This window comes from Salinarimonas sp., assembly GCF_040111675.1.
In the GTDB taxonomy this organism is placed as follows: Bacteria; Pseudomonadota; Alphaproteobacteria; order Rhizobiales; family Beijerinckiaceae; genus Salinarimonas.
The window spans coordinates 4,917,665-4,932,500 of sequence record NZ_CP157794.1; the positions used below are offsets into that span (position 1 = coordinate 4,917,665).

10 protein-coding genes, 1 tRNA gene and 2 rRNA genes (1 of these 13 only partly in view) are annotated in these 14,836 nt (G+C 71.0%); 4 read left to right on the forward strand and 9 right to left on the reverse strand.

Translation table 11 applies throughout. The features are described from left to right. Nucleotides 1-44 precede the first annotated feature (44 nt). A complete protein-coding gene (locus tag ABL310_RS22810; RefSeq protein ID WP_349369290.1) occupies nucleotides 45-1,568 on the forward strand; it encodes a tripartite tricarboxylate transporter permease in 1,524 nt (507 codons plus the stop codon). Between the two features lie 34 nt (nucleotides 1,569-1,602). Here ABL310_RS22810 and ABL310_RS22815 read toward each other — a convergent pair whose 3' ends face one another. Genes ABL310_RS22815 through ABL310_RS22830 form a run of 4 tightly spaced genes read right to left on the reverse strand, consistent with a single transcriptional unit; the run spans nucleotide 1,603 to nucleotide 5,390 of the window. Beyond that, nucleotides 1,603-2,859, reverse strand: coding sequence for an aminotransferase class V-fold PLP-dependent enzyme (locus ABL310_RS22815; RefSeq protein ID WP_349369291.1), 1,257 nt, complete (start codon nucleotides 2,857-2,859; stop codon nucleotides 1,603-1,605). Between the two features lie 17 nt (nucleotides 2,860-2,876). Further along, entirely contained in the window at nucleotides 2,877-3,347 is a 471-nt protein-coding gene (locus ABL310_RS22820) for a PaaI family thioesterase (RefSeq protein WP_349369292.1), read from the reverse strand. After that, nucleotides 3,347-4,132, reverse strand: coding sequence for an enoyl-CoA hydratase (locus tag ABL310_RS22825; RefSeq protein WP_349369293.1), 786 nt, complete (start codon nucleotides 4,130-4,132; stop codon nucleotides 3,347-3,349). Before ABL310_RS22825 ends, ABL310_RS22820 begins: the two co-directional genes overlap by 1 nt. Nucleotides 4,133-4,151: 19 nt before the next feature. Then, on the reverse strand, nucleotides 4,152-5,390 hold the full coding sequence (locus tag ABL310_RS22830) for a CoA transferase (RefSeq protein ID WP_349369294.1): 1,239 nt from the start codon (nucleotides 5,388-5,390) through the stop codon (nucleotides 4,152-4,154). A gap of 119 nt (nucleotides 5,391-5,509) precedes the next feature. Between ABL310_RS22830 and ABL310_RS22835 the strand changes: the two genes are divergently transcribed. Further along, entirely contained in the window at nucleotides 5,510-6,217 is a 708-nt protein-coding gene (locus ABL310_RS22835; RefSeq protein WP_349369295.1) for a GntR family transcriptional regulator, read from the forward strand. Nucleotides 6,218-6,238: 21 nt separating this feature from the next. Here the strand turns inward: ABL310_RS22835 and ABL310_RS22840 are convergent, their stop codons facing one another. Beyond that, nucleotides 6,239-7,369 carry an AbrB family transcriptional regulator gene (locus ABL310_RS22840; RefSeq protein ID WP_349369296.1) on the reverse strand — a complete coding sequence of 377 codons (1,131 nt, stop codon included), beginning with the start codon at nucleotides 7,367-7,369 and terminating at the stop codon, nucleotides 6,239-6,241. A gap of 375 nt (nucleotides 7,370-7,744) precedes the next feature. Here ABL310_RS22840 and ABL310_RS22845 point away from each other — a divergent pair, with 375 nt between their 5' ends. Further along, nucleotides 7,745-8,890, forward strand: coding sequence for a PQQ-dependent sugar dehydrogenase (locus ABL310_RS22845; protein ID WP_349369297.1), 1,146 nt, complete (start codon nucleotides 7,745-7,747; stop codon nucleotides 8,888-8,890). A gap of 181 nt (nucleotides 8,891-9,071) precedes the next feature. On the opposite strand, the gene ABL310_RS22850 is transcribed toward ABL310_RS22845, so the two are convergent. After that, nucleotides 9,072-9,596 carry a cytochrome C gene (locus ABL310_RS22850; RefSeq protein ID WP_349369298.1) on the reverse strand — a complete coding sequence of 175 codons (525 nt, stop codon included), beginning with the start codon at nucleotides 9,594-9,596 and terminating at the stop codon, nucleotides 9,072-9,074. Between the two features lie 336 nt (nucleotides 9,597-9,932). Between ABL310_RS22850 and ABL310_RS22855 the strand changes: the two genes are divergently transcribed. After that, the gene (locus ABL310_RS22855) at nucleotides 9,933-12,716 is read left to right on the forward strand and encodes an EAL domain-containing protein (protein ID WP_349369299.1); all 2,784 of its coding nucleotides are present in this window, start codon (nucleotides 9,933-9,935) and stop codon (nucleotides 12,714-12,716) included. Nucleotides 12,717-12,988: 272 nt separating this feature from the next. Here ABL310_RS22855 and ABL310_RS22860 read toward each other — a convergent pair. The 3 genes from ABL310_RS22860 to ABL310_RS22870 form a co-directional block, all read right to left on the reverse strand. Continuing rightward, nucleotides 12,989-13,065, reverse strand: a tRNA-Met gene (locus ABL310_RS22860). Nucleotides 13,066-13,194: 129 nt separating this feature from the next. Beyond that, a 5S ribosomal RNA gene (gene rrf / locus ABL310_RS22865) occupies nucleotides 13,195-13,310 on the reverse strand. A gap of 107 nt (nucleotides 13,311-13,417) precedes the next feature. Beyond that, a 23S ribosomal RNA gene (locus ABL310_RS22870) occupies nucleotides 13,418-14,836 on the reverse strand (it continues 1,387 nt past the right edge of the window).

Genomic DNA, 14,836 nt, shown 5'->3' on the forward strand with positions numbered 1-14,836 from the left:
ACGAGAGACCGACGCCGCGTCCGCGGCCGCTCGGAGGGGGCTCGATGGACGTCTTCGCCGATCTCGTGATGGGCCTCTCGCTGGCCATCACCCCGATCAACCTGCTCTACCTCTTCGTCGGCGCCATGGTCGGCATGACGGTGGGCGTCATCCCGGGCTTCGGCCCGTCCGCCGGCCTCGCCATCCTCCTGCCGGTGACCTTCGGCATGGACCCGATCGGGGCGATCATGATGCTCGCCGCGATCTACTACGGCGCCATGTACGGCGGCACGATCACCTCGATCCTGCTGAACACGCCCGGCGAGTCGGCCACGGTGGCGAGCACCTTCGACGGCTATCCGCTCGCCAAGAAGGGGCGAGCCGGGCCCGCGCTGGTGATGCAGGCGGTCGCCTCCTTCGTCGGCGGCACGGTCGGCGTCGTGCTGATCACGGTGCTCGCCCCGATGTTCGCGCAGGTCTCGCGCAGCTTCGGCCCGCCGGAATACTTCCTGCTCGCCACGATGGGCATGCTGACGCTGATCGTGATGATCGGGTCGAACTGGAAGCTCGGCTGCCTCTCGGCGCTGATCGGCTTCGCGCTCGGCACGGTCGGCGTCGACCTCGAGACGGGCCAGGGGCGCTACACGTTCGGCTCGGCGGAGCTGATCGGGGGGATCTACTTCATCCCCGTCGCGATCGGCCTGTTCGGCCTGGGCGAGGTCTTCTACTCCTTCTACAAGGGCCTGCACCGGCAGGGCGCCGGCGCCGTCCTCGCCTACGACAAGGAGAAGCGCTTCTGGCCGGACCGCCTGGACTGGATCACCACCCGCATGACCATGGTGCGCGGCTCGATCCTCGGCTTCGTGGTCGGCGTCATCCCCGGCGCGGGCGCGACGATCGCCTCGCTGATGGCCTATTCGCTGGAGCGCTCGGTCTCGAAGAATCCCGACAATTTCGGCAAGGGCGAGATGGCCGGGCTCGTCGCCCCGGAGACGGCGAACAACGCCGCCTCCTCGGGGGCCATGATCCCGCTGCTCACGCTCGGGATCCCGGGCTCGGCCTCCACGGCGGTGCTCCTCGCCGCCCTGATGCTGTGGGGGCTGCGGCCCGGCCCGCTGTTCATGTCGCAGAACCCCGAGCTGGCGTGGGGCCTGATCGCGTCGATGTATCTCGGCAACATGGCGCTCCTCGCGATCAACATCTTCGCGATCCCGCTCTTCGTGATGCTGCTGAAGGTCCCCTACAGGCTCCTCGCGCCGGCCGTCGTGATGATCTGCGCGCTCGGCACCTTCAGCGTGCACGCCTCCTTCGTCGAGACCTGGCTGATGTTCGCCGCCGGCGTGGTGGGCTTCTTCATGCGGCTCTACGGCTTCTCGCCGGCCGCGCTGGTGCTCGCGCTCGTGCTCGGCCCCCTCGCCGAGGAGGCGCTGCGGCAGACGCTGACCATCTCGCGCGGATCGTTCGCGATCTTTGTCGAGCGCCCGGCCTCGCTGTGGATCATCGCGGTGACGATCGTCCTCCTGGGCCTCGTGCCGCTGGTCCAGAAGCTGAGCCGCGGGACGGCCGCGGCGGAGAAGGCCGGGGGATGACCTCCCGCGGCCTCCGATCACGTCGAGAGAGCGCTCACGCGCCCTCGACGATCTCCCGCATCGCCGTGAGGAAGCGCGCGACCTCCGTCTCGTCGTTGTAATGGCACAGCGAGACGCGCACGCAGGAGGACAGGCCGAGCGGGACGAGGATGTTGCCCGAGTAATGGTCGGCCTTGCGGGTGTGGGTGCGCACGCCGCGTTCGCGCAGCGCGGCCACCACGTCCGGCGCCGCCATGCCGTCGACCGTGAGGGAGACCAGCCCCTCGCGCCGCGGATTGTCGACGCCGTTGAGCACGCCGACCCCCGGCAGGTCCTTGAGGCCGGGCAGGTTGCCGGTGCCGTGGATCATCGCCTCGGTCAGGCGCGCCTCGTGGGCGTGGATGGCCTCGCCGGCCGCCACGATCCGCGCCCGGCGATCGGTCTGCGTCGTGAAGTGCGCACCGAGCCATTCGAGATAGGCGACCACGTCCGAGAAGGTCGCGTAGGCGCCGGTGTCGCGCGTGCCGAGCTCCCAGGGCTCGCCGGGAGCGTCCATCAGGTGATCGTGGGGGAGCGCGGCGAGGCGCTCCGACACCCAGGCGACGCCGTAGCCGTGGCGCGAGAACATCTTGTAGGGCGAGACCACGTAGCCGTCGACGCCGTAGGCCGACAGGTCCAGCCGCCCGTGGGCGGCGTGCTGGATGCCGTCGACGACGATGACGCAGTCGGGCGCGACCGCGCGGATCGCGGCCGCGATCGCCGCGACGTCGACGCCCATCCCGGTCACCGGCGAGGTGTGGATGATGGTGGCGACGCGCGTGTCCGGCGTGATCTCGGGGGCGTAGCGCGCCGCGTCGACCGATCCCGTGGCGTCGTCGTGGGCGACGAGGACGTGCGCCTTGCCCGCGACCTCGGCCCAGCGCGCGGCGGCGCTGCGGCTCGCGGGATGCTCCAGCGTCGAGCCGAGGACGCGGCCGGGCCCGGTGCCCAGGCAGGCGGCCGAGATCAGCCGGAAGAGGAGCTCCGTGCCGCTCTCGCCGACGAAGAACGCGCCGCCCGGCGCGTTGAAGAACACCCGCATGTCGTCCTTGGCGCGATCGATGATCGCCTGGAGCGCCTTCGAGGCGGGATTGTCGCGGCCCTGGTTGTCGGGAATCGCCGCGAAGCGCGCCGAGGTCTCGACCACGCTGTTCAGGGTCAGAGCGCCTCCGGCGTTCTCGAAGAAGATCCGCTCGCCGGTGAAGGGGCAGCTGTCGACATGGGCGAAGCGGGAGCGGACCTCCTCGAGGAGGCCGGGCTTGGACGTGAGCATCGCGCGTATTCCTCGGGTCAGGGCGTGTCGCCCATCTTCCACGTGGCGGTGGCGAGGGCGGCGAGCTTGCCGTCCTCGCCCATGAGCCGGCTCTCCATGAAGGAGAGCGAGCGTCCGCGCCTGGTGAAGCGCCCCTCGCAGGTCACCGTGCCGGCGACGACGGGGCGCATGTACTGGATCTTCATCTCGATCGTCGCGCCGGCGCCCGCGACCTTCTTCACGAGGTGGCCCATGGAGATGTCCATCGCGGTGGCCATGACCCCGCCGTGCAGCGAGCCCTGCGGGTTCCTCAGCATCTCCGTGACGGGAAACGTGATCCGGCAGGCCTCCTTCTCCGCGTCCGGCGCCTCCTCCGGCAGGTAGGCGAAGGAGAGGCCGACGAAGCGGGCGAGGAAGAAGGTCTCGAAATCCTGCGCATGGCCCTCGAGCACGCGCTCCAGATGCGCGCGCGCCTCGACGGCGTCGACGCGCCGTGTCGTCCCGGACATCAGGCCCCCACGAAGTTCGGCTTGCGCTTCTCGAGGAAGGCGCGCCGGCCCTCGATGTAGTCCTGGCTGTCGAAGCAGGCCTTCACCCGCGCGTCGCAGGCGGCGAGATCGCGCGCGCTCTCCGGCACGAGCGTCTGGCCGACGATGAACTTCACGGACGCCACCGTCATCGGCGCGTTGGCGGCGATGGTGCGGGCGGTCTCCTCGGCCGCGGCCTCGACCTCGCCGTCGGGGACGACGCGGTTGACGAGACCCATGACGCGCGCCTCCTCCGCGTCGAAACGGCGGGCGGTGAAGAAGATCTCCTTGGCGAAGGAGGGGCCCACCACGTCGACGAGGCGCTTCAGGCCCGGATAGGCGTAGCCGAGCCCGAGCTTGGCGGCGGGGATGGCGAATTGCGAGCCGGTGCCGCAGATCCGCAGGTCGCAGCACAGGGCGAGCGCCACGCCGCCGCCGACGCAGAAGCCGTCGATCTGCGCGATGGTCGGCTTCGGGAAGGCCTCGACCATGTCGTACACGCGCTTGGTCGTGGCGTTGTAGTGCGCCACCGCCTCCTCGCTGGCGCGCTCGCTCTCGAACTTGGAGACGTCGGCGCCCGAGACGAAGGCCTTGCCGCCCGCGCCCGACAGGATCAGGATCCGCACGCTCGGGTCCTCGGCGAAGCGGGAGACCGCGACCTCGACCGCCTCCCACATCTCCAGCGAGACGGCGTTGCGCTTCTCCGGCTGGTTGAAGACGATCCTCGCGATCTCGCCGTCCTGCCGGGTGATGATCTTGTCGGTCATGGGGGGTCCTTTTCTTCGTTCAGATGACGCCGTCGCGCTTCAGCGCATCGATCTCGTCCTCGCGATAGCCGATCTCGGACAGGATCTCGCGCGCGTGCTGTCCCGCGAGCGGCGGCGGGGCCGCGATGCGGCTCGGCGTGCGGCTCATCAGGATGGGCTGCCCGACGAGCCGCGTATCGCCGCGCTCCTGGCTGTGCACGGGCTGGGCGAGCCCCAGATGCCGCACCTGCGGGTCGGCGAAGACCTGCGCCACGTCGTTGATCTCGCCGGCGGGAACGCCGGCCTCGTTGAAGGCCGCGATCCATTCCGCGGTCGTGCGGCCGGTGGTGATCGCCTCGATCTCGGCGGTGAGCGCATCGCGGTTCTCCGAGCGCGCCGGCGCCGTGGCGAAACGCGGATCGCCCAGCCAGTCGGGCCTGCCCATCGCCTCGGCGAAGCGCGCCCAGATGTTGGCGCCGGCGACGGCGATGTTCATGTGACCGTCGGCGGTCCGGAACACGCCGGTGGGGATCGAGGTCGGGTGGTTGTTGCCCGCCTGCTTGGGCACGACGCCGTCCATGAGGTAGCGCGCGGCCTGGAAGTCGAGCATGAAGACCTGCGCCTGGAGAAGCGAGGTCTGGACCCACTGCCCGCGCCCGGAGCGCTGCCGCTCGTAGAGCGCCATCAGGATCCCCTGAGCCGCGAGGAGCCCCGCGCACAGGTCGGCGATGGGGATGCCCACGCGCATCGGCCCGTCGCCCGGCTTGCCGGTGATGGACATGAGCCCGCCCATGCCCTGCGCGATCTGGTCGAAGCCGGGGCGCTCGGCGTAGGGGCCGTCCTGCCCGAAGCCCGAGATCGAGGCGTAGACCAGGCGGGGATTGGTCTCGGCCAGCGTGTCGTAGCCGATGCCGAGCCGGTCCTTCACGTCGGGCCGGAAGTTCTCGACGACGACGTCGGCGGCATCGGCCAGCCTGCGGAAGGCGGCGAGGCCGGCCGGGGCCTTCAGGTCCAGGGTGAGGCTGCGCTTGTTGCGGTGGAGGTTCTGGAAGTCGGGGCCGGCGCGCGGGCCGCCGAACTCGGCCGTGTCGACCGGCGCCTCGATCTTGACGACGTCGGCGCCCCAGTCGGCGAGCTGGCGCACGCAGGTCGGGCCGGAGCGCACGCGGGTCAGGTCGAGGACGCGCAGGCCCGCGAGCGCCGTCGACGCCGCTGGGGTGCTCGGCTCGGTGCGCTCCGCACCCGTACCGCTTCGCTGCCGGGTCGTATCCTCCGCCATCATGAAACTCCGCTGGATCGACTGCCCTGTGCTCGTGTAAGCCAACACACGAGGAATGACAATATGAATGTTGATTGTTGACAACATGGAGGGGGCGCAGCCCTAATGGACGCATGGCGATGAATGCGAACACGATCGGCGCGCGGCGCGCGACGCTGGCGACCGAGGTCCGCTCCGAGCTCGAGCGGATGATCGTCGAGGGCGAGCTCGCCGCGGGCGAGAAGCTGAACGAGGCGGTCCTGGCGAACGCCATGGGCGTGAGCCGCGGCACGGTCCGCGAGGCGATCCGCTCGCTCGCCGATTCCGGGCTGATCGACCTCATCGCCAACCGGGGCGCCTTCGTCCATCAGACGACGCTCGATGAGGTGCGCAATCTCTACGAGCTGCGGGGGGCGGTCTTCGCCATGGCCTGCGCCGCCGCCGCGCGGCGGGTGCGCGAAGGCGGCGAGCGGGAGCTGATCGCGCGGCTGCGGCGCAATCTCGAAGCGATGGAGGGCGTGCGCGAGCGGGACGATCGCGCGGCCTACTACGAGCTCAACATCGCCTTCCACGACATGCTGCTGCAGGCGGCGCGCAACCCCAAGGCCAAGACGATCTACGACAACCTGGTGCGGGAGATGCACCTCTTCCGTCGGCGCGGCCTGTCGATCGCGACCAACATCGCGCAGTCGCTGGTGGAGCACGGCGCGATCCTCTCGGCCGTCGAAGCCGGCGATGCCGACGCCGCCCAGAAGGCGGCGCAGGAGCACATCGTGGCGGGCTTCTCCCGCTACATGGGCATTGTCGAGGAACACAGGCCCGCGGAGGCGGGCGCCGGCCGGGGGTGAGGCCCCGCGGCGCCGCCGCGCTCAGGACCGCGGACCGTCCGCCTCGCCGCGGGCTCGGTTCCCGTCGCGCCGGGACCGCCGCGCGGCGAGGCGGCGCGCCAGGACGAAGAGCGGCTCGCTGACGAGGATGATGAGCACGATCCGCACCACGTGGAAGGCGGTGACCAGCGGGACGCCGAGCCCGAGCACCTTCGCCGTGATGCTCATCTCCGCGACGCCGCCCGGCGCGGCGGCGAGGACGAGCGTGGCGACCGGCAGGCCCGTCGCGGCGGAGAGAAGCCAGGCGAGCAGCGCCCCGAAGGCGATCAGCGTCAGCGTGCCCGCGGCGGCGCAGGCGGCGAAGACGCGCAGCCGCACGAGAACGCCGCGGCCGAACCGCGCGCCGAGCGCCGCGCCGATGAGCACCTGCGCGGCGTCGACGCCCCAGCTCGGCACCCGCGAGCCCGGCAGCCCCGACAGGGCCACCGCGACCCCGACGCAGAGCCCGCCGAGCAGCCAGGGATTCGTGACCCGCGCCCGGTCGAGAGCGACCGCGAGCAGGCCGGCGAGCGCGAGCATCGCGATCAGCGCGGGCGCCCTCACGGGAAGTGCGAGCGTGTCGGCGCTCTGCGTCCCGGTCACGCCGAGCACGGTGAGCGTCGGCGGGACGACGAGCACGACGCAGACGATCCGCAACGACTGCGCCAGCGCCACGAGCGCCGCGTCGCCGCCGTGGCGCTCGGCGAGAACGGCCATCTCGGCGACGCCGCCGGGCAGGCTCGCGAAATAGGCCGTCTTGCGATCGACGCCGGCGGCCCGGGCGAGGACCAGCGCGAGCCCGGCGCCGGCGAGGATCGACACGATGCCGACGCCGACCATGTGGAGCCCATAGGCGGCGACCTCGGCCGCGACCGGCGCCGTGAAGTAGAGCCCGACGGCGCATCCCACGACGACCTGTCCCGTCTGCCGGGCGCGCACCGGGACCGCGAGGGGCAGCCCCGCGAGGCCGACGAGCGCCGTCGCGATCAGGGCGCCGAGCAGCCACGGCAGCGGCGTCCCGAGCGCGGCGGCGGCGGCGCCGCCGGCGGCTCCGATCGCGAGGCCGATGAGCGCCCTCCCCGGTCGCCGCGACGCGGCGGCGTCCGGCTGCATGCGCTCGGGCCCTGGCGACACCCCGTTCCCCTCCCGTTCGACCCGGCTCGACGGCCGGCGCGTTCCGCCGTTCGATCCCGCCAGCATCGACCGCCGGAGCATTCTGTCAACAATCGGCAGAAAAGGAACGGCTCGCGGCGGCCGGGATTGGCGGCGCGGGACGGCGTCGGCCAGGCTGCCGCCATGGGCGCTCCCGAACGCCTCGCCGCCGCCTCCGAGACCTGGAGCACCACGCCCGACGGGCTGCCGCTGCCCGGCGCTCGGCTGCGCCTGCGCCAGAGATCCATCCCACCGCGTGGCATTCGGTCGGTGGACGAGACGTCGCTCCACCCGCAGCCCTCGAACCGCACGGGCGCGCCGTCGTTGCCGGGGCAGTCACAGCGCCGGAGAGACGCCATGCCCCGCACCGCCCTCGACCACGCCGCCGCGAGCGTCGCCACGCTCGTCGCCCTCGCCGTCGCCGCGCCGATCGCCGCACAGCCGGCGGCGGATCGCATCGACGGCCCGTCCGGCCCGATCGCGGTCGAGACGTTCGCGCGGGGGCTCGTCCATCCCTGGGGCGCGGCCTTCCTGCCCGACGGACGCCTGCTCGTCACCGAGCGACCCGGCCGGCTGCGCCTCGTCTCGCGGGACGGCGCCGTGTCCGAGCCCCTTGCCGGCACGCCGGACGTCTTCGCGCGCGGCCAGGGCGGCCTCCTCGACGTCGCGCTCGACCCCGATTTCGCCGAGAACCGCCTCGTCTACCTCACCTTCGCGGACCCGCGCGGCGATGGCGCCGCCACCTCGGCCGGGCGCGGCCGGCTCTCCGAGGACGGCCGCGCTCTCGAAGGCTTCGAGACGATCTTCGAGCAACGCCCGGCCGTATCCGGCGAGAACCATTTCGGCGGACGCCTCGCCTTCGCGCCGGACGCGACCCTGTTCGTCACGCTGGGCGAGCGCTTCGACTACGCCGAGGAGGCGCAGGACGTCTCGAACACGCTCGGGACGATCGTGCGCCTCGCGCCCGACGGCGCGATCCCGCCGGACAATCCCTTCGTCGGCCGCGATGGCGAGGATGCGATCTGGAGCTTCGGCCATCGCAACGTCGAGGCGGCCGCGCTGCATCCGCAGACGGGCGCGCTCCACGTGGCGGAGATGGGCCCGGAAGGCGGCGACGAGCTCAATCGGCCGGAGGCCGGGCGCAATTACGGCTGGCCGCTCGTCAGCTGGGGCCGGCACTATTCCGGCGAGCCGATTCCGGATCCGCCGACCCGGCCGCGGCTCGCGCACGCCTTGCTGCACTGGACGCCGGTGATCTCGCCGTCCGGCGCGACGTTCTACACCGGCGATCTGTTTCCCGCCTTCGCCGGCGATCTCCTGATCGGCGGGCTGACGGCGCAGGGCATCGTGCGCGTGGACGTCGCGGGCGAGCCGCGAGAGGTCGGCCGGCTCGCGCTCGGCGTGCGGACCCGCGACGTCGTGCAAGGCCCGCAGGGCGCGATCTTCGTGCTCACCGACCAGCCCGAGGGGGAGATCCTCCGCCTGACGCCGGCCGAGCCGTGAGCACGCCCGGCGCGGTCCTCGCACCCCCGCCCCGGGGCAGTCCGAGAGGTCGGGCTCGGCGGGATGGGCTCCGGCGATCGCCCGGTGAAGCCGGCCTCGGCGGCTCTCGACGATCCCGAGCCGTTCGACGGCGCCGCGCTGGCGGCGCTCGCGCGGCGCCTCGCCTCGGGCGGGCGAGCCGTCAGTTCGGCTGCGCGCCTTCCGGCATGGCCCCACCGACCGCGCCGGCGCCGACGGCGCCGCCGATCACGGTCGCCTCCGGCTGCGGATCCTGGATCGCTTGAAGGTAGTTCACGAGCTCCAGGATACGGCCGCGCACCTCGGCCTCGGACGTGTAGCGCTCGCGCAGCACGTCGCCGCCGGCGGCCTCCTCGCGATAGCGCTGGCCCCAGATCGGCATGGTGCGGTCGCCGTGGGCCGCCACCAGCGCGCGCCCGTCGATGATCTGGAAGACGCGCAGGAACGGGAACTCCCCATCGTGCTGCTCGGCCAGGGTGGTGAGATCGCTGGGCGCGACGTTCAGGTGCTGGGCCACCGGCCCGTCCCCGCGCCCGCCGGGGCCGTGGCACGGCGCGCAGCTGTTGAGGTACTCGTTTCCGCCGGCGATCTCCTCCTCGGCCCCCGCGGGGGCGCCGATCACGAGGGCGGCGGCGGCCACGGCGAGCGCGGCGGCCTTGCGGTGATGGATCTGGCGTCCTTTCGGCACGGCGATGTCTCCGTTGTGAGCCCCCACGGGCCGATGATCGGCCAGCCGGGTCCCCCGCCGGTTGACAATCCTCAACCGGTGCTCGGAACCACCGCGCCGCGCGCCGCCTCGCGACGGGCGACATGGCCGCCCTCGCGAACGCCGCGGCGGCGCAGGCGCCCGTCGGCCACGGCGATGGCGCCCTCGCCCGATCGGTCGATCGGCAGAAGGCCCTGGACGCAAGCGCTGCCGCCCCGTCTCAAGCGGGCGTTAAGCACGTCGGCGAAGCGGCGGCGAGCGGCTGCATTTCCTTAAGGCCTGCCGCGGGATGCTGGACCGCTCCGGAGTCCATGCGCCGTGCTGAAGCGTCTGTTTCAAAGGGGTCGTCCGACCTTCGTCACCTACCTCGTCGCGTTCGGGCTCGCGCTCGCGACCCCGCTCGTCGTCTATGCCGCCGCCGTGACCTTCCAGCTCGCCGCTCAGGAGCGCGGCGCGGTCGTCGCCGATGTCGGCCGCAAGGCCAAGGCGATCGTCGCCGCGACGGATCGGATGGTGGCGAGCCGCATCGCGGCCCTGCGCATCCTGGCGAGCGCCCGCGGGGTGCGGGGCGCGGACCTGTCGGAATTCTACGCGGAGGCGCTCAGCGCCTCGCGCGATCTCGGAGGGCCGATCGCCCTGGTGGAGCCCGACGGTCGCCGGCTCGTCTATTCCCGCGTGCCCTGGGGCACCCTGCTCGCCCGCGACCCCGCGCCGGAGCTGGTGGCGCGCGCCGCCCGCACGGCAGAGCCGCAGATCTCCGGCCTCGTCGTCTCCCCGCAGACGGGGGAGCGTCTCGTCGTCATCGCCGTGCCGGTGATGACGGGGCGGGGAACGGGGCGCGTGCTCGTGGCGGAGATCCCGCTCGACGAGGTGCTCGCGACGATCGCCGCCACGGGCGTCGCCGCCCCGCATTGGGGTTCGGTCTCCGACGGCGACGGCTTGATCCTCGCACGCTCCGAGGAGAACGAGCGCTTCGCCGGGCGCCCGCTGCCGGGCTTCTCGGAGATCTCCGCGCCCTTCGGCACGTGGACCGGCGTCAACCTCCTGGGCGCTCCCGTCTTCGGCGCCTACGAGCGCTCGACGCTCACCGGCTGGACCGCCGCGGTGGGGCTGCCCCGTTCGGCGCTGGACGTGCCGCTCGTGCGCTCGCGTCTGCAGCTCGCCGGGCTCGCCCTGGTGCTCGTGGTGCTCGCCTTCGTCCTGTCCGTCCCGATCTGCCGGGAGATCGCCCGCGCCTGCAACGGCCTGGCGGTCATGGCCCGGGAGCTCGGCGACGGCGCCGCCGTCCAGGCCCGCGACCTGCCGATCGCGGAGGCGAGCGCCGTCGCGGTCGCGATGGTGCGTGCATCGCTCGACCTCGACGAGCGCGGAAGACGGCTCGCTCAAGCCAAGGAAGAGCTGGAGCTGCGGGTCGCCCAGCGAACCCGCGAGCTGGAGGAGAAGTCGGTCCTGCTGCAGGCGACCCTCGACAACATGGCGCAGGGCCTGCTCGTCGTCGACGAGACCGGGCGCGTCTCGGTCCACAATCGGCGCGCCCTCGAGCTGCTCGACCTGCCCGCCGAGCTGATGCGCTCGAAGCCCACGGTCGCCGAGGTCCACGCCCATCAGGTCTCGATCGGCGACTTCATCCGACCCGAGGATTCCCGCCGCGTGGAGCAGCTCTACGACGGCGGCTGCATCGAGGGCAGCATCTACGAGCGCGAGCGCCCGAACGGCGTCGTGCTCGAGGTCCGGACGGTGGCGCGTCCCGCCGGCGGCGCGGTGCGCACCTTCACCGACATCACGCAGCGCAAGCGGGCCGAGCGGGAGCTCGCCCGGATGGTCCGGCACGATCCGCTCACCGGGCTGCCCAATCGCGTATTGCTGCGCGAGCGCCTGCAGGCGATGCTGGCGCGTGTTGCGCGCGGCGGCGAGCGCTTCTCGCTCCTCTTCCTCGACCTCGACCGGTTCAAGCAGGTCAACGACACGCTCGGCCACCCGGCCGGCGACGCGCTCCTGCAGGCGGTGGCGGATCGGATCCGCGGCGTGCTGCGCGAGGAGGACATGGTCGCGCGCATGGGCGGCGACGAGTTCGCCGTGCTTCAATGCGGCGGCGACGATCCACGTGCGGCGCAGGCGTTGGCGGACCGGATCGTGCAGGCGCTGGAGGACCCGGTCGAGATCGCCGGCCGGCGGATCACGACGGGTGCGAGCCTCGGCGTCGCGTGCGCCCCGCGCGACGGCGACAGCCCTGACGCGCTGCTCCAGGCCGCCGATCTCGCGCTCTACCGCGCCAAGGCGGAGGGCCGCGGCCGGTATCGGTTCTTCGAGCCCGCCATGGACGCGCAGGTCCAGGAGCGCCAGGCGCTCGAGCTGGAGCTGCGCGAGGCCGTCGCGCGGGACGAGCTCGCGCTGCGCTTCCAGCCGATCGTGTCGGTCGAGAGCCGCGAGATCGTCGCCTGCGAGGCCCTGGTCCGCTGGGATCATCCCCGACTGGGGCTGCTGGGGCCGGACCGCTTCGTCCCGCTCGCGGAGGAGACGGGCCTGATCCGGGAGATCGGCGCCGCCGTTCTCGAGATCGCCTGCCGCGAGGCCGTCGCCTGGCCCATGCCGGTTCCGGTGGCGGTCAATGTCTCGGCGGTGCAATTCGAGCGCGGCGACCTTCTCGACACGGTGCTGGAAACGCTCGCCCGCAGCGGCCTTTCGGCCGAGCGCCTCGAGCTCGAGATCACCGAGACGACGCTGATCGAGGACGGCGACGCGGTGCTGCGCACGCTCCATGCCTTGCGCCGGCGCGGCGTGCGTTTCGCGCTCGACGATTTCGGCACGGGCTACTCCTCGCTGGCCTATCTGCGTCGCTTTCCCTTCCACAAGCTCAAGATCGACGGCTCCTTCGTGCGGGAGATCGAGCGCCCCGAAACCGCCGGCATCGTGCGCGCCGTGGTCGATCTCGCGAGCTTGCACGGCATGGCGATCACAGCGGAGGGCGTCGAGACGCCGGAGCAGCTGCGCCGCGTGGCGGCCGAGGGCTGCACGCAGGCGCAAGGATACCTGTTCGCCCGCCCGATGACCGCCGGCGAGATCGCCACGCTGATGCGTGGTGCGCGCGCCTTCGCGGCCTGAGCGGCCGACCGCTCGCCGGAGCGCCCGACGGCGGCGGCGCGCGGCGACGGGGACGGCGCATGCCGCCGACGCCCCGAGGCGGCATCGTCGACAGATCTCGTGAGGGCTGGCCGCGCGTGCGCACGGGACGGATGGCGAACGAGATCGTCCGGCGGCCGATAGACGAGATCGATGGGCCGAAGCCCGTGGATGCGGGAGCGGGCTGACGGGCCCGCCGCAATCGCCCCGAACGCGAGAAGCCCCGCGGCTTTCGCCTGCGGGGCTTCGTGTTTTGGTTGCGGGGGCAGGATTTGAACCTGCGACCTTCAGGTTATGAGCCTGACGAGCTACCGGGCTGCTCCACCCCGCGGCAGGGCGTTTTCGCCTCGAACGCGAACGGCCCCGATGGGTCCCTTTCGCGGGATCGGGGCCGGCGGGTTCTGGCGTCGTGGAGAGGATGGGGTTTTCGGCTGGGGTGCGCGTTGTCTGTCCTTTGCAGGCCCGGCGACGACCTACTCTCCCGGGACTTGTGTCACAGTACCATCGGCGCTGAGGAGTTTAACGGCCGAGTTCGGGATGGGATCGGGTTTTATGCTCCTCGCTCCGGTCACCGGGCCGGCGAAGGACAGACAGCGCGCATAGGTGATGAGGTGTCTCTGGTCCGGTTCCGAGGAACCGCGTTCTCGTTTCCGCGCGCCTCGGGCGCGCAGGGATCATGGGAGGCGATCAAGCCGATCGAGCGATTAGTACCGGTAAGCTCAACGCATTGCTGCGCTTGCACGCCCGGCCTATCGACGTGGTGGTCTACCACGGCTCTCGAGGGAGATCTCGTTTCGAGGTGGGTTTCCCGCTTAGATGCCTTCAGCGGTTATCCCGTCCGCACATAGCTACCCTGCACCGCGGCTGGCGCCACGACAGGTCCACCAGAGGTGCGTCCATCCCGGTCCTCTCGTACTAGGGACAGATCCTCTCAAATCTCCGACACCCACGGCAGATAGGGACCGAACTGTCTCACGACGTTCTGAACCCAACTCACGTACCACTTTAATCGGCGAACAGCCGAACCCTTGGGACCTGCTCCAGCCCCAGGATGTGATGAGTCGACATCGAGGTGCCAAACGATCTCGTCGATATGGACTCTTGGAGATCATCAGCCTGTTATCCCCGGCGTACCTTTTATCCGTTGAGCGATGGCCCACCCACGCGGGACCACCGGATCACTATGGCCGACTTTCGTCTCTGCTCGACATGTCCGTCTCGCAGTCAGGCGGGCTTATGCCATTGCACTCGACGACCGATTTCCGACCGGTCTGAGCCCACCGTCGCGCGCCTCCGTTACTCTTTGGGAGGCGACCGCCCCAGTCAAACTGCCTGCCATGCGCTGTCCCGGACCCGGATCACGGATCGCGGTTAGACATCCATGTCGCCAAGGGTGGTATTTCAAGGGCGGCTCCACGCGAGCTGGCGCCCGCGCTTCAAAGCCTTCCACCTATCCTACACATGCCGACACGAATGCCAGCGCAAAGCTACAGTAAAGGTGCACGGGGTCTTTCCGTCTGACCGCAGGAACCCCGCATCTTCACGGGGAATTCAATTTCACTGAGCCGATGCTGGAGACAGCGGGGAAGTCGTTACGCCATTCGTGCAGGTCGGAACTTACCCGACAAGGAATTTCGCTACCTTAGGACCGTTATAGTTACGGCCGCCGTTTACCGGGGCTTCGATTCAAGGCGTGAACCTCTCCTCTTAACCTTCCGGCACCGGGCAGGCGTCAGACCCTATACGTCGTCTTGCCGACTTCGCAGAGCCCTGTGTTTTTGCTAAACAGTCGCCACCCCCTGGTCTGTGCCCCTCCCGCCTGGTTGCCCAAACGGAAGGCCTCCTTATCCCGAAGTTACGGAGGTAATTTGCCGAGTTCCTTCAGCATCGTTCTCTCAAGCGCCTTGGCATGCTCTGCCAGTCCACCTGTGTCGGTTTCGGGTACGGTCTCGCGCGGGGGCTGTTTCCCGGGACCCGCCGGCCGCAGAGCCAATCCGATAAGGCCCTACGACGTCTTGGATCCGTCACCACCCGCTGGCTCAGGACTATTCACCTGATTCCCATCGACTACGCCTTTCGGCCTCGCCTTAGGGGCCGGCTGA